The following is a 20,357-nucleotide window of genomic DNA, read 5'->3' as shown; positions in this document are numbered from 1 at the left end:
TGCCGGTCGTTCATTCCCGAATTAGCTTCCAAACCGGCCTCTCTCTCGGCCGACCCGGCACCTCAAGCGTCCCCGCCTTCGGTGAAGCGGTATCTACGGATTACCGCAAATGCGCGCAAGTGGGAAATTTGCCATCAGCCGGAATTTTTGCATAAAGACATGTAATATAATAATTATTTTATGCAATTTTCGTAACATACCAGCCATGGATACGGTCATGAGGCCCGGTGTTCAAAGCGGATTCACTCCCATTCGCCTCCTTTCAGGGCCGAGTCGCCCCCTGGACGAGTCGCAAAACAGGGGCAGAAGCATCCGATCAAACCGATTCTGACGGAAAAAAGAAAAGGCGCAGCCCCGCAGGACCGCGCCTTCCCCAAAGCCTTGCGGGCAGAATCAGCGTTTCGAGAACTGGAAGCTGCGGCGGGCTTTCGCGCGGCCGTATTTCTTCCGTTCGACCACGCGCGAGTCACGGGTCAGGAAGCCCGCGGCCTTGAGCGCCGGACGCAGGCTAGGCTCGTGCAACTGAAGCGCCTGGCTGATACCGTGCTTCACGGCACCTGCCTGACCCGACAGGCCGCCGCCCTTGACGGTCGCCTGCACGTCATACTGGCCGGCCACACCGGCCACGTCGAAGGGCTGGCGCAGAATCATCTGCAGCACCGGACGGGCGAAGTATTCGTTGATGTCCTTCCCGTTCACGACGACCTTGCCGGAACCCGGCTTGACCCAGACGCGGGCAACCGCGTCCTTCCGCTTGCCGGTCGCATAGGAGCGGCCCAGGTCGTCGCGCTGTGCTTCGCGCTTGATGACGGCTTCGGTCACGGGCGCTTCGGCCTCGGTTCCCGAAACGGCCGACTTCAGTTCGTCAAGAGATTTGATGTCTTCGGCCATAATCACGCGCTCCGGGTGTTCTTGGCATTCATGGACTTCACGTCCAGCACTTCGGGCTGCTGCGCCTCATGCGGATGCTCGGTCCCGGCATAAACGCGCAGATGAGTCATCTGCTGCTTGCCCAGTTTGTTGCGGCTGATCATGCGCTCGACGGCCTTGATCACCACCCGCTCGGGATGGGCGCCATCCAGCAACTGACCTGCGGTGCGATGCTTGATGCCGCCCGGATGGCCAGTGTGCCAGTAGTATTTCTTGTCGTTGCGTTTGTTGCCGGTCATCTGCACCTTGTCGGCATTGATGACGATGACATTGTCGCCCATGTCCATATGCGGCGTATAGCTTGGCTTGTGCTTGCCGCGCAGGCGATTGGCGACGATCGAGGCAAGACGGCCCAGAACGACGCCCTCGGCGTCGATCAGGATCCACTTCTTCTCGATCTCCGCCGGTTTCGCGGTATAAGTTTTCATCTGTCGTCCCTTAGGGTCGTGTTCATTCGAGATGGCGGTATATCGAAAATCCCGGACGCACAGTCAAGAGCAGGCCGTGATGATTTTTACTTTAACATCAATGCGTTAATAATTAGGTATTAAAATACCTCGCCATAACCGCCCGAAGTTCTAACTTTTCGGCGGAATCGAGTATGTCATTGAACAGCGTGCCACCGGCTCGGTTCCTCCTTCGGAGTAGATCAGCGCCTCGGCAACGGCGAGGACACGTCCCAGCTTCAGAACCCGGCACTCGGCACGCAGATCCCTGTCTGCCTCGGGCTTGCGCATGAAATCAACCGAGGCATTAGTCGTCACCGCAAGGGCAACCGGCCCGATTCGCGCAAGGATCGCGCAATAGATCGCCAGATCGGCCAGCGCGAAGATCGAAGGTCCACTGATGGTACCGCCGGGACGCAGATGTGCCTCGCCCACGGTCAGCCGGGCGGTCAGCAGGTCCGGGTCTACCCGTTCAACGCGGTATTCACCCGCTACTTGCGGAAACTCGCGACCCAGAAACGCGTTCAGCGCTTCCGCGTCCATTACGATGTCCATGCTTTCCTCCCGACCGATTGCGGCTTACGGTTCCCGCAAAAGGAGGAGAGATCAAGATGTCAGAGCTCGTCTTGCGCGAAGATACCGATCACATGGCGCGGCTGACCCTGAACAGCCCGTCAAATTTCAACGCCCTGTCGCTCGAGATGATCGACGCGTTGTCAGACGCTTTCCGGGCGATCGAGGCCGACGACAATATCCGCGTGGTGATTCTGGCGGCCGAAGGCAAGGCCTTCTCGGCCGGGCACGACCTGCGCCAGATGCAGGCCGCACGCGGGAACGAGGATGCCGGGCGGGCAGCCTATGACCAGCTTTTCGGACGCTGCGCCGGAATGATGCAGATGATTCCCGCCCTGCCCCAGCCGGTAATCGCCGAGGTGCAGGGCATCGCAACCGCCGCCGGCTGTCAGCTTGTCGCCTCATGCGACCTTGCCGTCGCCGCCGAAGGCGTCCGCTTCGGCGTCAACGGCGTGAATATAGGTTTGTTCTGCTCGACCCCGATGGTCGCACTGACCCGAGCCGTTCCACCGAAGGCAGCCTTCGAGATGCTGACCACTGGCGAGTTCATCCTTGCGGAGCGCGCCCGCGAGTTGGGGTTGATCAATCGCGTCGTTCCCGCAGATCAGCTGACGGATGCGACGATGGAGATGGCGCGCGTGATCGCCTCCAAGCTGCCTTCGGCGGTGCGTATGGGCAAGCGGGCCTTCCACGAACAGCTTCGCCTCGGCCTGTCAGCAGCCTATGACAATGCAGGCGCCACGATGTGCGAGAACATGATGCTGCCGGACACGGATGAGGGCATTAACGCCTTTCTGGAAAAGCGCGAACCGAACTGGAACTGACCCGTTTCACCCCTGCGCCAGCGCCACCTTCCGTCGTTCGAGTGATGCGGCGGGCCACAGCGCCTCACGGTCGTAATACTCCTCCATGACCGGGATATTCCCGGACAGTATAACCCAGGGCAATTTCGTCGAAGTGAATATATGAACATCCGGCGGACAACACGCCGGATCGTCCAATGTCCCGACGCGCAGAAATGCGAAACGCGGCCCCGCCCCTGAATAATGGCTGTAGATTGCGATATGGCAATCGGAACAGCGTATGATTTTCTGCCCTTTCCCCGAGGCCGAAGGCGTATGGATTTCCTCCGCTTCCCCCTTCAACTTCAGCAAATCGGTCTCGATCAGTGCATTGAGCACAAAAGCGCTGCCCGTTTCACGCTGACACCAGCTGCAATGGCAGCAATGGGTGAACAAGGGCCACTCCATCATACGGTAGCGGACCTGCCCGCAGCCGCAACCTCCGGTAAGCTCCACCATCCCCATCTCCTCATCCGCAGGCTTCCACAGAATGGCAAAGGACGAAACCGAATCGCATGCCTTTGGCCTCGCGGCGAAACCGCCCAATCAGGAAATTGCGGCTGTGGCGCGCAGCAACCAGTCGCGCGTTCCCTCGTCCAATAGCGGTGAAAGTTCCTGACGGACCCGTGCATGATATCGGTCAAGCCAATCCGCCTCGTCACGCGACATCGCTGCGCGATCGACCGGACGGGTATCTATGGGACATAGGGTCAGCGTCTCGAAACCCAGCATGTCGCGGCCCGGTTCGGCCTCGGCACCGATCACCGTGATCAGGTTCTCTATGCGGATGCCGAAAGCCCCCTCCCGATAATAGCCGGGTTCGTTGGACAGTATCATGCCCGGCTCCAGTGGCAGATCGCTGACACGGCTGATCCGGGCCGGACCTTCATGCACGCAAAGCGCCGCACCGACGCCATGGCCTGTGCCGTGATCGTAATCGAATCCCTCCGCCCACAGGAATTGCCGCGCCAGGGCATCGAGATGCGCGCCCGCCACCCCCTTGGGAAAACGGGTGCGGCTGATGGCGATCATGCCGCGCAGCACCGCCGTATAGGGCGCGATCGCCTCCTCCGGCGGGTGTCCAAGCGGAATGGTTCGAGTGATGTCGGTGGTCCCATCCGGATACTGTCCGCCCGAATCAACTAGCAGCATTTCCCCGGCAGCAAGGCGGCGATTGGTCGATTCGGTGACCCGGTAATGCACGATGGCTCCATTGGGCCCTGAACCGGAAATGGTATCGAAGCTGATATCGATGATGCCTTCCTCGCGCCGCAACGCTTCCAGTTTCCTGACCACGTCGATCTCGGTCAGGCTGGCTGGATCCCGCGCGTCCAACCACGCCAGCAGCCGGGTCATCGCCACCCCGTCGCGGAGATGAGCCGCGCGCATGCCCTTCAGCTCGGCCGGGTTCTTCCGGGCCTTGGGCAGGATTGCCGGGTCCGGGGCGCAAGCGATATGCGCGCCGGCCTCCTCCACCAGACGGAAGGCGATCTCCGGGGCCGTGGCCGGATCAATGCGGACCGTTCCGCCCAGGTTTCTGAGCGCATCGGTCAGTTCGCGAGGATGGAGGATCGTGACCTCGTTGCCAAGATGCGCGCGAAGCCCGTCGTCAAACTTGTCCGGGTCCGAGAAAAGCGTAACATGCCCGTCATCGGACAGGATCGCGAAACTCTGAACGATCGGGTTTTTCGGGATATCCGTGCCACGGATATTCAACAGCCAGGATATGGAATCGGGCAGCGACAGGAAGGCGGCCGTCTGGCCGTTTTCGCGCAACTCCCCGGCCAACCGGCGGCGTTTCTGTCCCGAGGCCTCGCCCGCCAGCGCATCGGCATGGGCGCGCGCGCGGCCGACCGGCGGCGCCGGGCGATCCTGCCAGATCGCATCGACCGGGTTCCCGGCGAGGGCAGCCAACTCGATACCGCTATCCGCGAGGCCCTTCTTCATTGCCTCGATTTCCTTGCGCGTATGCAGCCAGGGATCGAAGCCGGCCTTGCCGCCCGAAGGCAGTGCATCGCGCAGCCAGGCCGATGGTTTCGTTTCGGGCCAGGGCACCGGTGTGAAATGCGCGAGATCGACCTGCGATTTCACCTGCACGCGGTAGCGGCCATCGATGAAGACACCCGCCCGGTCCATGGTAACAATGGCGAAACCCGCGCTGCCGGTAAAACCGGTCAGCCATGCCAGTCTCGCATCCGCCTCGGCGACGTATTCGCCCTGATGAGCATCGGCGCGCGGCACGATGAAGGCGTCAAGATCGAGCACCGCCATGCGTTCGCGCAGCATGGAGAGCCGGGCGGGATGATCGCCGCCGCCCTGCGGATCCTCGAAACTCTGAAAGCCGCTCACAACTCGATTGCCTTCAGCACTTCCGGTTCGATCACGTCAGTGCCGGGAAGGCCCTGCTTCAACGCCTCGGCAGATTGCTCCAGCAGCGGGAACGTCTTGTAGTGGCACGGAATGACAGTCTTGAAGTCGAAATATTTCTTCGCGGCAAAAGCGGCACGTTTCATGTCCATGGTGAAATGCCCGCCCGCGCAAAGGATACCTATATCGGGCTGGTGCAGCTGACCCATCCATTCCATATCGGCCATGATGTCGGTGTCGCCGCTGACATAGATCACATGGCCTTCGCCCGCGATCATGTAGCCCGATTCGTGCCCCGCATAGATCGGCCCGTCCGCCCCGTCTAGCGAACTGGAATGGCTGGCATTGACCATGGTCACCCTGGCGCCGCCCAGATCGATCGTGCCTCCCTTGTTGAAGCCGATCCCCTCGATTCCCTGATGGTTGCTCCAGCTATTGATCAGGTCATAGATGCCCGCGACAGGAATATTCAACTCCTTGGCGATCGAGAGCGTATCGCCCGAATGGTCGCCGTGACCATGGGTCAGGAGAATATGGGTGGCGCCGCCGATGGCCTCCTGCCGCTTGTCCTCGGGAAAGAGCGGATTACCGGTCAGCCACGGGTCGATCAGGATGATCGCGTTCTCGATTTCAAGACGAAAGCCGGAATGTCCAAGCCAGGTCAGTTTCATTGCTGCCTCCTTCTGGATGTCGGGAGCAGGTTAGCGGGACAGCCCGGTCCTGGCCAGCCGCAGATTCATACCGGCGCCGCATCGTCAAGACGCAGGCGCACGCGCTCCCGCCCGCCCCATGTGGACAAATCCAGCTTGCCCGCAAGGTGAAAACGACGTCCCTTGGCCCCGATCAGCGCCGGGCCAAGCGGGCCGTTCATCGCGCCCCATGCGACCGCCTCAACCGCCGAGCCGCCGGGGCTACGAAAGCGAAGGCGCAGATGATTGTCGCCCATGGTCGAAGCGCTGTCGATCAACTGGTCGGGAAAGGCAAATCGCGGAGCAGGAGAGGCCTGGCCAAAGGGTCCCGCATCCTCAAGCTGGCGAAACAGTTGCGGTGTGGCACCGCCGGTTTCGAGCAGGCCCGAAATGCGCAAATCCCGATTTCCGCTGCGGGCGGCCAGGTCGCGGGCAATCAGCTCGGCCAGCCGTGCCATGGCTGCGGCGATACGGTCCTCGGCGACAGTCAGTCCCGCCGCCATCTCGTGCCCGCCGCCCTTGATCAGCAGCCCTTCCTGCGCAAGCCGCTGGACCGCCCGGCCCAGGTCGACACCTGGAACAGAGCGGGCGGAACCCTTGCCGATCCCACCCTCGACACCGATCACCACCGAAGGCAAATCGGTCGCCTCCTTGATTCGCGCGGCAACGATGCCGACAACCCCGGGATGCCAGCCTTCTCCCGCCGCCCAGGACAATACCCTATCACCACGCGCCTCGACCTGCGCCAGTGCCTCGTCGCGCACGCCGGCCTCGATGCTGCGGCGATCGCGGTTCAATCCGTCCAGTTCTGCCGCAAGGCGGGCCGCCTCCACGGAATCGCGCGATGACAGGCACAACGCCCCCAGATCGGCACGTCCGACCCTGCCTCCGGCATTGATACGTGGCCCGAGCAAAAAGCCCAGATGAAAAGCGTTAGGGGGCCCGTCCAGCCGCGCCACATCCGCAAGCGCCACCAGTCCGGGCCGTTGCCTGCGCGCCATGATGGCTAGCCCCTGCCGCACAAAGGCACGGTTCACACCGACCAGCGGAGCCACATCCGCGACCGTAGCCAGCCCGACCAGATCCAGCATCGCCATCAGGTCCGGCTCCGGTCGTCCCTTGGCGCGCAATACGCGTCCGGCCTGCACCAGCGTCAGGAACACCACCCCCGCCGCACAAAGATGTCCCAGCGCCCCATCTTCATCGGCCCGATTGGGGTTGACCACCGCCAGCGCTGGCGGAAGCGTCTCGCCCCCCAGATGATGGTCCAGCACGATGACATCGGTGCCATCCGCCGCCGCCAAAGCATCATGGCTCAGGGTGCCGCAATCAACGCAGATGATCAGGTCATGCGCGGCAGCCAGTTCAGCCATGGCGGGGGCGTTCGGCCCATAACCCTCGTCGATCCGGTCCGGGATATACAGCGTCGCATCGCGGCCTTGCCGGCGCAGCCAGTCCAGCAGCAGGGCCGCCGAAGCCCCCCCATCGACATCGTAATCGGCAAAGATGGCAATACGTTCGCCCGCTTCAGCCGCGGCAACCAATCGCCCGGCGGCGGTTTCCATGTCCCGCAGCACCAGCGGATCAGGCAGCAGGTCACGCAGGCGTGGCGTCAGAAAGGACTCTGCCGCATCAGCCTCTACCCCCCGCTCGGCCAGCACCCGCGCCACCGGCAAGGGCAGGGAACATTGCTGCGCCAGCCCTTCGGCCAACCGCTCCAGCGCTGTCTCGGGGCCGATCCAACGCCGTCCGGCCAGCGACCGCTCAACCCCCAGAAACGCCACGTCGCCCCTTCTTCTTTGTCAAAATACCTCCGGGGGAATCCCGAAGGGATGGGGGGCGGCGCCCCCCTTTTTTTACCGCGTCACCGGATGGGGTTGCGATAGATCATCCGCCGGACCGAGCCGGTCTTGGACCGCATCAGGATAGTCTCGGTCTGCAGATAATGCGGCTCGCGCTTGACGCCCGCCACGATCGAGCCGTTGGTCACGCCCGTGGCCGCGAAGATGACATCATCCGTCACCAATTCATCGCGCGAGTAAATCCGGTCCAGATCGGTGATGCCGGCCTTGGCGGCGCGGCCTCTTTCGTCATCGTTACGGAACAGCAACCGCCCCCACATCTGGCCGCCCATGCATTTCAGAGCCGATGCCGCCAGCACGCCCTCGGGCGCGCCGCCGCTGCCCATATACATGTCGATTCCGGTCATTTCGGCCTCGGCTGTATGGATCACCCCGGCCACGTCGCCATCGGTGATCAGCCGGATCGCGGCGCCGGTTTCGCGGACCGCGGCGATCATCTCTTCGTGCCGGGGGCGCTCCAGGATGCAAACGGTGATATCGCTGTCCCGGCAGCCACGCGCCTGTGCCAACGCTCGCACGCGCTCGGCCGGGCTCATATCGAGGCTCACCACATCCTTCGGATAACCCGGCCCGATGGCCAGTTTGTCCATGTAGACATCCGGCGCGTGCAGGAGGGTCCCGCGCGGGGCCATGGCGATCACCGTCAGAGCGTTCGGCATGTCCTTGGCCGTCAGAGTCGTACCCTCCAGCGGGTCCAGCGCAATATCCACCTCGGGACCATTCCCCGAGCCGACCTCTTCACCGATATACAGCATTGGCGCCTCGTCGCGCTCGCCCTCGCCGATAACGACGACGCCCTTGATATCCAGCATGTTCAGCTGGTCTCGCATGGCATTCACGGCGGCCTGATCGGCGGCCTTTTCATCCCCGCGCCCGATCAGCCGGGCCGAGGCATGCGCCGCCGCTTCGCTCACGCGCGCCAGCCCCAGTGACAACAGCCTGTCGTTGAAATCCTTGCGCGTGCTCATCTCTGGCCCCCTCGATATCGTCGCTTCGCCCGGCTTCTACGCGGCGCCCATCGCAGGGGCAAGACTGACGGCGCTAACGGTTCAGCTTTCCGCGAGTTCCAGCGCAAGCGCATGGATACGCGGCATGATATCGCCCAGTGTCTCGTGGATGAGACGATGCCGCTGAAGCCGGCTCAACCCGCTGAAAGAGGAACTGGCCATGCGGATGCGGAAATGGCTCTGCCCGCCATCGCGATATCCGGCATGGCCGCGATGGCTTTCGCTTTCGTCGATCACTTCCAGCCGGGACGGCTTCAGCACCGCCAGCCTCTCGCGCATTTCATCCGCAATCATCCGCACATTCTCCTTCAAGACCTTCCATGTCGCTCGAAATAGCCTAAACTGCTGCCTCCGAGTCGCAAAGGTGTCCCAAACCATGAGCAGTAACGACCCGTTCGGTTTCGACATTTCCGCCGCCAAGGACAAAAAGCGCCGGGCCAAGGGCCGGCGTGGGATGTCGGGTGCATTCGAAACATCGACCCGCATCTGCGATAAGCAGGGCTGTAACGAGCCGGGGCAATATCGTGCGCCGAAAAACCCGAGGAACCTGGATGATTACTTCTGGTTCTGCAAGGAGCATGTGCGCGAATACAACCAGAACTGGAACTATTTCCAAGGCCAGAGCGAGGAGGAGTTCCAGCAGTTCCTGGATAACGCAACGGTATGGGAACGACCGACCAAGCCCTTTGGACGTGCCGCCAAGGAACAGGCATGGGCGCGTCACGGTGTCAGCGATCCGCTGGAGATCCTTGGCGCGAACGGCACCTCGCCCGAGGCGCGGGCCAAGATCAGCCGCAAGCTGCCGCCCACCGAGCGCAAGGCTCTGGAGATTCTGGAAGCGAAGGACAACTGGACCCGGGCCGAAATCCGCAAGCAATATAAATCTCTGGTCAAGGATTTGCATCCCGACATGAATGGCGGCGACCGTTCGGATGAAGACCGGCTGGCCGAAGTGGTCTGGGCTTGGGACCAGGTCAAGGACAGCCGCAATTTCCGCGACTGACGCCATTCAGTTACCCGGCTCACGCCGAAACTGCTCCAGGCATTGCCCCCCAGTCCTCGCGGGACGCGCCCCATCCGGTGCTACAGTTCCGCCAGGATCCGCTCTGCTTCGGATTTGCAGGGAGTCAGCGCCGTGCGATCTTCGCCGGGGAAGAATCGCGCCCGCACGGCAGTAGGCATCGGCGCCGGCCGAGCAATTATTACGCGCGGTCCGGTTTTCACCGTTTCGGCCTGCCAGCTTTTCGCCAGCCCGATCTGGGCCGCCTTGCTGGCACCATAGGCACCGAAGAACTTCTCGCCCGATCTCGGGTCATCGAAAAACATCGCCGTGCCGCCGCGCGCAAGCAGCAACGGCTCCAGCAGCGCGATCAGCCCCCGCGTGACCTCGGCATTAACAAGCAGTGATTTCGACCAGTCCTTGCCGTCGATATGCTGAGCAGGTGACAGGGGTGCGGCATGGATTGCACAATGCGCCCACAGATCAAGCCCGCCCCAGCGTCCCGATATCGCGTCGGTCAATTGCTGCATGGCCGCTGCCTCGGCAACATCCATCGGCGCCAGGGTCGCCGATCCACCCGCCGCCCGGATGCGGTCGTCCAGTTCTTCCAACCCTCCGACCGTGCGCGCCACTGCCAGCACATGATATCCGCGTGCCGCGAGCCCTTCGGCCAGGGCCGCTCCAAGCCCACGAGAGGCTCCCGTCACCAGCGCCAGCCTGGGCGCGTCCATCTGTTCCCGATCACTCATGACCATCCCAATGCCACCGGGTTCCGGCCTGCGCAAGGGCGGCAAATGAAAAGGCCCCCCGAAGGGAGCCTTCCAAATACTTGTAACCGGAGATCAGCGGTTGTTCAGGTCGACATACTCGCGCTTGTCGCTGCCGACATAAAGCTGGCGCGGACGGCCAATCTTGTTCTGCGGGTCGCTGATCATTTCCTTCCACTGGGCGATCCAGCCCACCGTGCGCGACAGCGCGAAGATCGGCGTGAACATCGAGGTCGGGAAACCCATCGCCTCCAGGATGATGCCGGAATAGAAATCGACATTCGGATAAAGCTTCTTCGAGACGAAATACTCGTCCTCCAGTGCGATCTTCTCCAGTTCCTTGGCGACCTGCAATGTCGGATTGTTGTGGATGCCCAGAAGATCCAGCACCTCGTCTGCCGATTCCTTCATCACCTTGGCGCGCGGATCGAAATTCTTGTAGACCCGATGGCCAAAGCCCATCAGGCGGAACGGATCGTCCTTGTCCTTCGCCCGTTCGATGAATTCCGGAATACGCTCGACATTGCCGATTTCGCGCAGCATTTCCAGGCAGGCTTGGTTCGCACCGCCATGGGCCGGCCCCCACAGACAGGCAATCCCCGCCGCGATACAGGCGAAGGGATTCGCGCCCGAGGATCCGGCCAGACGCACCGTCGAGGTCGAGGCGTTCTGCTCGTGATCGGCATGCAGGGTAAAGATTCGATCCATCGCTTTCGACAGCGCCGGATCGATCTGGTATTTCTCGGCCGGAACCGAGAAGCACATGTTCAGGAAGTTCGAGGCGTAATCCAGCTCGTTATTGGGATAGACGAAGGGCTGGCCGATCGAGTATTTATAGGCCATCGCCGCGATGGTCGGCAATTTGGCGATCAGCCTGATCGCGGCCACCTCGCGCTGCCATTCATCCCCGATATCGGTCGAGTCGTGATAGAAGGCCGACATTGCGCCAACCACACCGACCATCGTTGCCATCGGGTGACTGTCACGACGGAACCCGCGGAAGAAATTGTGCATCTGCTCATGCACCATGGTGTGCCGCGTGACGCGATTTTCGAAATCGCTCATCTGTTCCGCGGTCGGCAGCTCACCGTAAAGCAGCAGGTAGCAGACTTCGAGATAGTTCGATTTCTCCGCCAACTGCTCGATCGGGTAACCGCGATACCACAGCTCTCCCTTGTCGCCATCGATGAAGGTGATCGTCGAATCGCAACTCGCGGTCGAAGTGAACCCCGGATCATAGGTGAAAACATCCGCTTGTCCGTACAATTTGCGGATATCCAGAACATCGGGTCCCTGCGTCGGGCTGAGAACCGGCAATTCGTATTCGGCGTTGTTTAGTCGCAGTGTGGCAGTCTTTGAATCGGCCATCAAAACGTCCTTTCCGGCTGAGCCGGGCCTGACGCGAAAATGCGCGACAGACCCCGGCAAGTGAGAGCAGGCATCAGCCTGCCAATTCCGTCTGGTCGTGCAACCGGGCCAGCGACTCTTCGCGGCCTAGCGCCGTCATCATGTCGAACACGCTTGGGGTGGCGGTTCGTCCGGCCAGAGCAGCCCGCAAGGGGCCCGCGAGCTTGCCCAATCCGACGCCGTTTTCCTCGGCAATAGTCTTGGCAGCCTGCTCCAGCTCGTCTCGCGTCCAGCTAGCATGCTGCAGCGCGGCAGTCAATGATTTCAGCATACCACGGGATACCGAATCCATCGCCTTCGCCGCCTTGTCATCAATGTCAACGGGCCTTTCGATTAACGCAAACCTTGCCTGATCAAGCAGTTGGGGCAATGTACGGGCTTTTTGTTTCAGAACCGTTAAGGCCGGAAGCAACCGTTCCTTCTGGCGCTGCGTCAACGGCTCCGCACCGGTTTCGGCGAGGAATTCCTCTATCGCAACAAGAAGCGCAGCATCTTCCGTCTCTCCGATATGATGCCCGCTGACATGTTCAAGCTTCTTGAAATCCAGCCTCGCGGGTGCGCGGCCAATGCCAGGAAGATCGAACCATTCGCGGGCCTGGGCATCGCCGAACAACTCGTCGTCGCCATGGCTCCAGCCAAGCCGCGCCAGATAGTTCCGCATCGCGGCCGCAGGATAGCCGAGCGCGGCGAATTCATGCAGCCCCACCGCACCGTGGCGCTTGGACAGCTTCTTGCCATCCTCGCCATGAATCAGCGGGATATGGGCGAAAACCGGGCGCGCCCAACCCATTGCATCATAGATCTGGATCTGGCGGGCCGTGTTGGTCAGATGGTCATCACCTCGGATCACATGGGTCACACCCATATCGTGATCATCCACTACCACGGCCAGCATATAGGTCGGCGTGCCGTCACTGCGCAACAGCACCATATCGTCCAGCTGATCATTCGCGACCCTTACCGCGCCCTGCACCGCATCCTCGATCACCGTCTCACCCGTCCGCGGCGCCTTCAGCCGGATGGCATAGGGCGCATCCGGCAGATCGGTGGCGTCGCGCCACGGACTCTGAAAAGGCTGGCGAGGATGATCCTCGCGCCACGCGGCGATTTCCTCGGTAGACGAAAAGCACTTATACGCCTTGCCCTTGTCCAGCATCTCGCGGGCCACAGCGGCATGGCGGTCCTTGCGGGCAAACTGGCTGACCGGCTCGTCGTCCCAGTCCAGCCCCAGCCATTCCAGCCCTTTCAGGATCGCCGCAGTTGCCTCGGGTGTCGAGCGGGCGCGGTCGGTATCCTCGATCCGCAACAGGAATTTCCCTCTCCTCCCCCGGGCATAAAGCCAGTTGAACAAGGCCGTTCGTGCCCCGCCGATATGTAGATAACCGGTCGGCGAAGGAGCAAATCGGGTAACGATCTGAGCGGAGTCGGACATCGGAAGTTCCTGATGATGAATTTTCGGGACCGGCAGGGCCGCGTTAAAGATTTGGTAATCCGGCCATGCCACATTTGGATGCAGAGATAGAGAACCGCCCCGGAAAGGACAAGAATGACTGCTCCTGCCGGTATCAGGCCGGTTCCCTCGGCGCCAGTCGCGTCGGTTCCGCTTCCGGGTTTTGCTCCTTCCCGGGCAAAGGCGGTCCGACATCCGACTGCGCGTCAATCCCGCCCGGCAGCAGCGAGCCGGGCGGGATTATTCCCCTGGGTGCCGGTGTGCCTCGCAGCGGGAATCTCTACCTGGTTTGCCCTGCCGGAAGCACCGGACTGGCGGCAATGGTCGGCGTGGATGGCGGCGGGGGCGATGGCGGCCCTGGCATCGCGCATCGCCGCCCCGCTTGCCGAGCGCAGCAGGATCGGCTGGCGTCTCGCAGATATGCTGCATCTCGGCGGATTGGCTTTCGCCCTGGTAGTGGCCGGAGGCTGCCTGATGGGGTTGCGCTCGGCCCATGTCTCTGCCCCGATCCTGCAATGGCGCTATTACGGGCCGATCGAGGGACAGCTAATGCAGATCGACCGTTCCGCCCGCGACCGGATTCGGCTGACATTGGATCAGGTCCGGCTGGAGGACGTATCCGCCGAGCGCACCCCGCGCCGGGTGCGTATCTCGCTGATGGAGGAGGCAACGGGGAATCTGCCCGAACTCGGTCAGCGGATCATGGTGACCGGTCATCTGGGTCCGCCACCCGGCCCCGCCTCTCCCGGCAGTTTCGATTTTCGCTGGCATGCGTGGTTTTCCGGCATCGGCGCCGTCGGCTATTCTCGCCTGCCTGCCGCCAGCCTTGCCCCGCCCGAAGGCGGCAGCTGGAAGATGCATCGCGCCCGCATGGCCATCAGTGCGCAGATCCAGCAGCGGATCGGCGGACAGGAAGGCGCGGTCGCGGCGGCGCTGATGACCGGCGACCGATCAGGTATCTTTGAGGCCACCAACAAGATCATGCGGGCGTCGAATCTTTACCACATCATCTCGATCTCGGGGCTGCATATGGGAATGCTGGCCGGCTTTGTTTATGCTGCCATGCGCTATGCGGTGATCGGGGTGCAGGCAACGGGCACAGGTCTCGCCCTGCCTGCCCACAAGATCGCCGCTCTCCTCGCCATGCTCGCTGCCGCGATCTATCTCTGGCTCTCGGGCGGAGGTGTGGTGACCGAGCGTGCCTTTGTCATGGTGGCCGTCATGCTGGGCGCAATTCTAGCGGATCGCAGGGCGATCTCTCTGCGCACCGTTGCATTGGCCGCGACGATCATCCTGATCTATAGCCCTGAAGCCCTGGTTTCTCCCGGATTCCAGATGAGCTTTGCCGCGACCATCGCGCTCATCCTCGTATATGGCCCGTGGTCGCGCGTCTCATCACGCCTGCCATTCTGGCTGCGTCCAGCCGCGATGCTATTGACGACTTCGCTGGTGGCGGGGCTGGCGACCTCCCCTATCGCGGCGGCGCATTTCAATCAAATGGCCCATTACGGGCTGCTCGCCAATCTGCTCGTGGTGCCGGTAATGGGCATTCTGGTCATGCCCGCCGGAGTGATCGCCGCGCTGCTGGCACCCTTGGGGCTGGCCGGACCGGCCTTGTGGGTGATGGGACAGGGCACGGCATGGATGCTGTATGTGGCCGGGTTCATCGCGGAATTGAGTGGAGCCGTGACCCCGATCATAATCCCCCCCGGGCCAGCCGTTCCCCTGATGGGATTCGGAGCCGTGCTAGCGGTTTTGTGCTGGCGCTCCGGGGATGATTTGCGCCGTCCATCGCTTCTGTCCACGGGTTTTCTCGCAGGTGCGGGAATGCTGGTCGCTGCGGCCATGATCTGGCTGAATCCCGGGCGGCCCCTGCTGCTGATCGCGCCGCAGGGTGAGGCGGCGGGGCTGATGACACCGCAGGGCCGGGCCTTGTCCAAGCCCGCAGGCGGCAGCTTTACCGTCCGAACCTGGCTCAGGGAGGACGGTGATCCCGCCACGCAACAACTGTCCGCCGAACGGCCCGGCTGGTCGGGCGATAAAAGACAACGGCACGCCCAACTGCCTGACGGATGGCAGGTCTGGCACTTCACCGGCAAGGGCGCCGGCGCAAAGGCAGCCATGGCCTGCAAACCAAAGCGTATTATCATCGCGACCGAACGAACCGGCCTGACGAACACCGCACAGAACTGCCTATTATTCGACCTTTACGCCCTGCGTTACACTGGTGCCGTCGCTATCGACTTCGACCAAAGCGGCCCGAGGATCCGGACAGTGGCAGAGGCGCACCGGTCTCCGGGCTGACCGCTCAATCCCTTCCCAGGAACAGCCATGTCCAGCTTATCCCCGCATCGCGGTTATGCTTCTGGATCGAATCGGTCTTGCGAGAGGCAAGCACTCGCAGCCCGGCCCGCTCCGCCGCTGCAATTGTCCGGACGGGATCCGCATCGAAAAGGCCACGCGCGGGATCGTCCCGTCCATGGCGCAGGTTCATGATGATCCGGCCATCGGGCAGCAGGCAGGCAGCCATCGATGCCATCGCGTGATCGCGGGCATCGGGGTCCACGTGATGCCAGACGCCGGACAAAAGCAGCAGGTCACAGGCAGGCTCCGTCTTTAGCGCCTGCAAATCCGGCAGGCTGTCATCAAGCCATGTCACCCCTGCATGGATAGACCCGGCCATGTCGCGGAACTCCTGCACCGGCTCGACGGCGACGACATCATGCCCCTGCTCCGCAAGCCAGGCCGCGACCCGCCCGGGTCCCGCGCCGATATCCGCCACACGGCAAGGCGAGGCCGGAAACAGATCGGCAACCGGCGCGAAGGGCTCCGAGACCGGATAGCTTTCCCATCGCGCCGCCAGTGCCGCCGCATTCTCGGCATAAATGCGTAATGCAGGACCCATCACGCGACCTCGGCAAAGACTTTGTTCAGGGCCTGCTCCAGCTTGTCGAACATCTCGTCCATCTGTTCTTTGGTCAGGATGAAGGGCGGGCAAAGCACGATGGACTGGCCCAGGGGACGACAGATCAGCCCCAGATCGGTGCAGGTATTGGCGATACGCTCGCTGACCGACAGGCTGCCATCGAACGGGGTTTTGGTCGCCTTGTCCTTCACCGCTTCCAGGGCCCACATGAAGCCGATACCGCGCAGTTCCCCGATATGCTCGCTGCGATCCATGATGGCCTGCAAACCGGCCTCCATCCGCGGGGCGAGCTGGCGGACATTCTCGGCCAGTCCTTCGTTCATCACCACGTCGATAGCCTTGAGCGCGATGGCGCAACCGACCGGATGTCCCGAAGCGGTGAAACCATGCGGAAATTCCTCGATCTTCTCGACAGCCGCCTGCAGGCGGTCGGCCAGTTCAGGCCCAAGGATCACCGCGCCCATCGGGAACAGCCCGGCGGTCAGGTTCTTGGAACTGATGATCGCATCGGGCACGAAACCAAAGGTTTCGCAGCCCCAGGTATTGCCAGTGCGCCCGAAGCCGCAGATCACCTCGTCCGAGATCAGCGGAATACCGTATTTCTTCAGGACCGGCTGCACCGCCTGGAAATATCCCCTTGACGGCGGGATCACCCCGCCCGCCCCCATTACCGGCTCGGCAAAGAAACCCGCAATGGTATCGGCGCCTTCGCGCTGGATGGTTTCCTCCAATTCGCGGGCAAGGCGCTGCGTGAACTGATCTTCGCTCTCGCCCTCCTCGCCAAACCGCCAGTAATGCGGGCATGTCAGGTGGATGAAGCCGTCCAAGGGCAGGCCGAAAACCTCGTTATAGGGCTTGCCTGTCATGCTGGCCGAAACCGCCGTCACCCCGTGATAGGCGTTCCAGCGGGTCAGGATCTTGCGGCGCTTCGGATTACCCTCGCTGCCATGCAGGAACCACAGCATCTTGACCATGGTGTCATTCGCCTCGGAACCCGAATTGGTGTAGAATACCTTGCCGCGCGGAAAAGGCGAAACCTCGACCAGTTTTTCCGACAGCATCACCGTCTGGTCGGACATTCGCCCGAAAAAGGCGTGATAGCCGGGAAAGCGGTCATATTGCGCCTTCGCAGCCTCGGCCAGCCCCTTGTGATCAAAACCCGCGACCATGTTCCAAAGCCCGGAATTGGCATCGAGATAGCGCTTGCCGTTCACATCATGGACATAGGGGCCCTCGCCATGGGTCACGATGACCGCGCCGCGTTCATGCACGCTCGGCAGGTCGGTGAACCCATACATGGAGAATTCGTCGGCGCGTGCTTCCCAGCTTTGCGGCTTGTTCATGGTATTGCCTTCCGTAGGACAGATTTGCGGTCAGGCTATCCGGGCGGCAAAGCGCGTTCAATGGCCAGAAATACAGCATGGGTAAAATGCCGGCAGGATCTGCGCGATGCGGGCAAAACGCCGGTAATGCAAGACGAATTGCCGATTGCCGCTTTTCATTCGCCCCGCCTAACCTGTGCGGGGAGGAACGATCATGCGTCAGGCCATCTTCGCGGGATTTGCCGCAGTGCTGCCCCTGTTCGCCAGTGCGGACGGAATAGCCATATTCCCGGTCAAACTGCTGGATACATCCAAGGAAGCTCGGGATCAGACAGCCGAGCATGAGCGGCGCCTGAACATCCTGGCCGAGATCCTGCAGTCGGAACTTGACGGGGCGGCACTGATCGGCAAGCAGGCGATCGCCGGTTGCCAGCCCGAGACGACCGAATGCCTGATGCTTCTGGCCCGCGAGACAGAAGCCGAGCGGGCCGTTTTCGTGGTGGTGCAAAAGACCAGCACACTGATCCTGCAAATCTTCGCCAACCTTGTGGATGTGGAAACGGGCGAGTTGATCGCCAGCCGCGATCTGAATTTCCGTGGCGACAATGACGAAGCATGGCGCCGCGCTGGCCGTTTCCTGGCCGAACAGATGCGCGACGCCGGTGATTAAGCTGCGGCAGCTTCCAGCACAAAGTTCGGATATTGTGTGTCGTCACCCGCATCGGGAACAGCCCGGCCATCTCCAACATCCTGTCGCTGCACCAGATGCAACTGGCAACATTCGTTAGCCGTTGCCTTGCGCTTTCGATCCGGTGAAGCTCAGCATCCAGGGAGTGCCGAACCGATCGCGGAACATGGTGAACCGCTCGGCCCAGAAGGTCTCTGCCGGCGCCATCGCCACCGTCTCGGCATCTTTCGACAATGCCGCAAAAACACGGTCGAACTCGGCTCGCGACGGGGTTTCGATGTGGACATAAAAGCCCTGCGGACGGTCATACATCTCGTCCGGGCTGTCCGAGGCCATGACCATGGATGAGCCCAGCTTCATCGCCATGTTCATCACCATATCATCGCCGCCCGGCATGCGCTGGTCCGGTTCAGCATCGCCATTGCGGAAAACGCCGGTGATCTCGCCACCAAGGGTTTCGGCGTAATGGGTTATCGCCTCAAGGCAGCTTCCCCTGAAAAACAGATAAATAGTCGGTTGCATCTTGTTCTCCCTCAAAGTGTCTTCGCCAAGGCTTCCAACTGATCGGCGGCCTTACCCCAACCGTCGTGGAATCCCATTTCCTCATGCTCCTTGCGGGCCTCCTCGCTCCAGTGCATGGCGCGGGCGACGTAATGGGTTCGGCCATCTCCCGCATCCTCGAAGGTTACTTCCGAAGCCATGAAGGGCCGGCCATGCGGCCGCCAGCCGGGCGCAAAGGCATCCGTCGTGACCAGCTTGCGTCCATCGACGATCTCAAGAAATACACCCATATTGGGAAATTTTTCCCCTTCAGGTCCGTTTATCACGCATGAAAACTCACCGCCCGGCCGCAGGTCCAGAACCGGATCGGTGATGAACCACGGCTTGGGGCAGAACCACTGCTCCAACAGCTTCGGTTCGGTCCAGCAGCGCCAAAGCGCGGAACGCGGCGCTTCGAGAAAGCGGTCCAAAATCAGATCATTGCCAGTATCAGTCATGTCGTCCTCCCTTTGGACGGAGTTTGAAACAAAAGTGTCAGGTAGCGTTTCAGGTGATCGACGCTGTCGATGGCAACGGCCGGGTCGTCCGCCGCCTTGGCCAAGATGAAAGCCCCCTGCAGCACCGCCTGAGTATGGGCGGCAAGGCTGGTGGGCGTCCATTCGCCCACGATTCCCCGCGCCTTCATCGCCGCTGCGATATCCGGCTCCAGTGTAGCAGCGTGATCAAAGATCGCCGCCGCACAGGCCTCGCGGATCGCGGGATGCGATGCATAGGCCTCTTGCGTCATCGTGCCGACCAGGCAGGTGAATTCTCCGATATCTCCCGCGATGATCTCGCGGCGGAAATCGACATAGCCCAGCACGCGGTCCAGCGGGTCTGCGTGATCGTGATAAGGTGCTGTGGAAAACAGCGTCCCGGCAGTTTCTGCCCAGTATTCCGCAGCGGCCACCCCCAACGCCTCCTTGCTGGCAAAGTGATGGAAGAAGGCGCCCTTGGTCACCCCCGCCGCGCGGCAGAGCTGGTCGACGCTGGTCGCGGCGAAACCCTGTGTGCGGACGATGTCACGCGCTGCCTCCAGCAGCCTTGTGCGCGCATCGCCCCGCTCGGGATCATGTTTGGTTGGTCTTGACATGAGGTATAAATACCAACCGGTCGGTATTTATGTCAAGAAAAATTCTTCACATCTCACGTTACCCGGTCAGTTGGTCGCAATCCGATCTTATCCAGCTCCGCCTCGATCCCCGACAGCGGCGTGCCCCTGACCTCGCCCACCAATGCATCAAAGCGCACTCGAAGCGCATCCTTCTCGGAGCCCTTGCAGTCATTCCAGGGGCGGCCCTGAAGACCCATATGCAGCACGTAGTAGCCGATGAAATGCGGCCTCTCGCCCGCCATCAGCAAACGGCGATAGGCCTCATGCGCACCGATCCCGCGTAGCGCAGCCGAATCGGGAACTCCCGCAGCAATCAGCGCCCGCGCCGTCGCAGGTCCGATATTTGGCACATCCGTCAGATCGCTCGTCATGGCATATCTTTCCAAAAGCCCCGCTTTCTTGTATCAGCGCGCAGATCTCAAGGACA

Annotated in this window: 22 protein-coding genes; 4 read left to right on the top strand and 18 right to left on the bottom strand. The window is 61.9% G+C overall.

Features of this window, described 5'->3' with window-relative positions; genetic code table 11:
- Nucleotides 1-393 precede the first annotated feature (393 nt).
- The 3 genes from rpsI to C9E81_RS21565 all read right to left on the bottom strand — a co-directional run bounded on the left by rpsI (nt 394) and on the right by C9E81_RS21565 (nt 1,931).
- Nucleotides 394-891 carry a 30S ribosomal protein S9 gene (gene rpsI / locus C9E81_RS21575; protein WP_122114431.1) on the bottom strand — a complete coding sequence of 166 codons (498 nt, stop codon included), beginning with the start codon at nt 889-891 and terminating at the stop codon, nt 394-396.
- A gap of 2 nt (nt 892-893) precedes the next feature.
- A complete protein-coding gene (gene rplM / locus C9E81_RS21570; RefSeq protein WP_122114430.1) occupies nt 894-1,358 on the bottom strand; it encodes a 50S ribosomal protein L13 in 465 nt (154 codons plus the stop codon).
- A 150-nt stretch (nt 1,359-1,508) separates the two neighbouring features.
- Nucleotides 1,509-1,931: a PaaI family thioesterase gene (locus C9E81_RS21565; RefSeq protein WP_122114429.1), complete on the bottom strand. Its 423-nt coding sequence runs from the start codon at nt 1,929-1,931 to the stop codon at nt 1,509-1,511.
- 56 nt (nt 1,932-1,987) lie between these two features.
- Here C9E81_RS21565 and C9E81_RS21560 point away from each other — a divergent pair, with 56 nt between their 5' ends.
- The gene (locus C9E81_RS21560) at nt 1,988-2,773 is read left to right on the top strand and encodes an enoyl-CoA hydratase (protein ID WP_122114428.1); all 786 of its coding nucleotides are present in this window, start codon (nt 1,988-1,990) and stop codon (nt 2,771-2,773) included.
- 6 nt (nt 2,774-2,779) lie between these two features.
- Here the strand turns inward: C9E81_RS21560 and C9E81_RS21555 are convergent, their stop codons facing one another.
- The 6 genes from C9E81_RS21555 to C9E81_RS21530 all read right to left on the bottom strand — a co-directional run bounded on the left by C9E81_RS21555 (nt 2,780) and on the right by C9E81_RS21530 (nt 9,010).
- Nucleotides 2,780-3,250 carry a GFA family protein gene (locus C9E81_RS21555; RefSeq protein ID WP_122114427.1) on the bottom strand — a complete coding sequence of 157 codons (471 nt, stop codon included), beginning with the start codon at nt 3,248-3,250 and terminating at the stop codon, nt 2,780-2,782.
- An 87-nt stretch (nt 3,251-3,337) separates the two neighbouring features.
- A complete protein-coding gene (locus C9E81_RS21550; RefSeq protein WP_122114436.1) occupies nt 3,338-5,077 on the bottom strand; it encodes an aminopeptidase P family protein in 1,740 nt (579 codons plus the stop codon).
- Between the two features lie 59 nt (nt 5,078-5,136).
- Nucleotides 5,137-5,829 (bottom strand): metal-dependent hydrolase, encoded by a 693-nt coding sequence (locus C9E81_RS21545; protein WP_122114426.1) that lies wholly within the window; start codon nt 5,827-5,829, stop codon nt 5,137-5,139.
- A 65-nt stretch (nt 5,830-5,894) separates the two neighbouring features.
- Nucleotides 5,895-7,631 (bottom strand): single-stranded-DNA-specific exonuclease RecJ, encoded by a 1,737-nt coding sequence (gene recJ, locus C9E81_RS21540; protein WP_122114425.1) that lies wholly within the window; start codon nt 7,629-7,631, stop codon nt 5,895-5,897.
- Nucleotides 7,632-7,711: 80 nt separating this feature from the next.
- Nucleotides 7,712-8,677 carry a class II fructose-bisphosphatase gene (glpX, locus tag C9E81_RS21535; RefSeq protein WP_122114424.1) on the bottom strand — a complete coding sequence of 322 codons (966 nt, stop codon included), beginning with the start codon at nt 8,675-8,677 and terminating at the stop codon, nt 7,712-7,714.
- 81 nt (nt 8,678-8,758) lie between these two features.
- Nucleotides 8,759-9,010 carry a BolA family protein gene (locus C9E81_RS21530; RefSeq protein ID WP_122114423.1) on the bottom strand — a complete coding sequence of 84 codons (252 nt, stop codon included), beginning with the start codon at nt 9,008-9,010 and terminating at the stop codon, nt 8,759-8,761.
- Between the two features lie 82 nt (nt 9,011-9,092).
- Between C9E81_RS21530 and C9E81_RS21525 the strand changes: the two genes are divergently transcribed.
- Nucleotides 9,093-9,719, top strand: coding sequence for a J domain-containing protein (locus C9E81_RS21525; protein ID WP_122114422.1), 627 nt, complete (start codon nt 9,093-9,095; stop codon nt 9,717-9,719).
- A gap of 80 nt (nt 9,720-9,799) precedes the next feature.
- On the opposite strand, the gene C9E81_RS21520 is transcribed toward C9E81_RS21525, so the two are convergent.
- From C9E81_RS21520 to gltX, 3 genes are all read right to left on the bottom strand, one after another.
- Nucleotides 9,800-10,465 (bottom strand): SDR family NAD(P)-dependent oxidoreductase, encoded by a 666-nt coding sequence (locus tag C9E81_RS21520; protein WP_243698767.1) that lies wholly within the window; start codon nt 10,463-10,465, stop codon nt 9,800-9,802.
- Between the two features lie 93 nt (nt 10,466-10,558).
- A complete protein-coding gene (locus C9E81_RS21515) occupies nt 10,559-11,851 on the bottom strand; it encodes a citrate synthase (RefSeq protein ID WP_122114421.1) in 1,293 nt (430 codons plus the stop codon).
- 73 nt (nt 11,852-11,924) lie between these two features.
- Entirely contained in the window at nt 11,925-13,322 is a 1,398-nt protein-coding gene (gltX, locus tag C9E81_RS21510) for a glutamate--tRNA ligase (RefSeq protein WP_122114420.1), read from the bottom strand.
- Between the two features lie 132 nt (nt 13,323-13,454).
- On the opposite strand from gltX, the gene C9E81_RS21505 reads away from it, so the two are divergent.
- Nucleotides 13,455-15,644 carry a ComEC/Rec2 family competence protein gene (locus C9E81_RS21505; RefSeq protein WP_425010681.1) on the top strand — a complete coding sequence of 730 codons (2,190 nt, stop codon included), beginning with the start codon at nt 13,455-13,457 and terminating at the stop codon, nt 15,642-15,644.
- A gap of 4 nt (nt 15,645-15,648) precedes the next feature.
- Here the strand turns inward: C9E81_RS21505 and C9E81_RS21500 are convergent, their stop codons facing one another.
- Nucleotides 15,649-16,245 (bottom strand): class I SAM-dependent methyltransferase, encoded by a 597-nt coding sequence (locus C9E81_RS21500; RefSeq protein WP_122114418.1) that lies wholly within the window; start codon nt 16,243-16,245, stop codon nt 15,649-15,651.
- Nucleotides 16,245-17,609, bottom strand: a complete 1,365-nt coding sequence (locus tag C9E81_RS21495; RefSeq protein WP_122114417.1) for an aminotransferase — start codon at nt 17,607-17,609, stop codon at nt 16,245-16,247. The genes C9E81_RS21500 and C9E81_RS21495 overlap by 1 nt, the downstream gene beginning before the upstream one ends.
- Before the next feature lie 193 nt (nt 17,610-17,802).
- Between C9E81_RS21495 and C9E81_RS21490 the strand changes: the two genes are divergently transcribed.
- The gene (locus tag C9E81_RS21490) at nt 17,803-18,258 is read left to right on the top strand and encodes a DUF2380 domain-containing protein (RefSeq protein ID WP_122114416.1); all 456 of its coding nucleotides are present in this window, start codon (nt 17,803-17,805) and stop codon (nt 18,256-18,258) included.
- A 114-nt stretch (nt 18,259-18,372) separates the two neighbouring features.
- Here C9E81_RS21490 and C9E81_RS21485 read toward each other — a convergent pair whose 3' ends face one another.
- Genes C9E81_RS21485 through C9E81_RS21470 form a run of 4 tightly spaced genes read right to left on the bottom strand, consistent with a single transcriptional unit; the run spans nt 18,373 to nt 20,301 of the window.
- Nucleotides 18,373-18,798 (bottom strand): VOC family protein, encoded by a 426-nt coding sequence (locus C9E81_RS21485; protein WP_122114415.1) that lies wholly within the window; start codon nt 18,796-18,798, stop codon nt 18,373-18,375.
- Between the two features lie 11 nt (nt 18,799-18,809).
- Complete coding sequence (locus C9E81_RS21480) at nt 18,810-19,274, bottom strand: SRPBCC family protein (RefSeq protein WP_122114414.1); 465 nt, start codon at nt 19,272-19,274, stop codon at nt 18,810-18,812.
- Nucleotides 19,271-19,909: a TetR/AcrR family transcriptional regulator gene (locus C9E81_RS21475; protein ID WP_122114413.1), complete on the bottom strand. Its 639-nt coding sequence runs from the start codon at nt 19,907-19,909 to the stop codon at nt 19,271-19,273. Before C9E81_RS21475 ends, C9E81_RS21480 begins: the two co-directional genes overlap by 4 nt.
- A 53-nt stretch (nt 19,910-19,962) precedes the next feature.
- On the bottom strand, nt 19,963-20,301 hold the full coding sequence (locus tag C9E81_RS21470; protein ID WP_122114412.1) for a TfoX/Sxy family protein: 339 nt from the start codon (nt 20,299-20,301) through the stop codon (nt 19,963-19,965).
- Between the last annotated feature and the right edge of the window lie 56 nt (nt 20,302-20,357).

It is taken from the genome of Paracoccus alkanivorans, from assembly GCF_003697785.1.
GTDB lineage: Bacteria > Pseudomonadota > Alphaproteobacteria > Rhodobacterales > Rhodobacteraceae > Paracoccus > Paracoccus alkanivorans.
The sequence above is the reverse complement of the archived record's forward strand: the minus strand, read 5'-3'. Positions and strand labels throughout refer to the sequence as shown.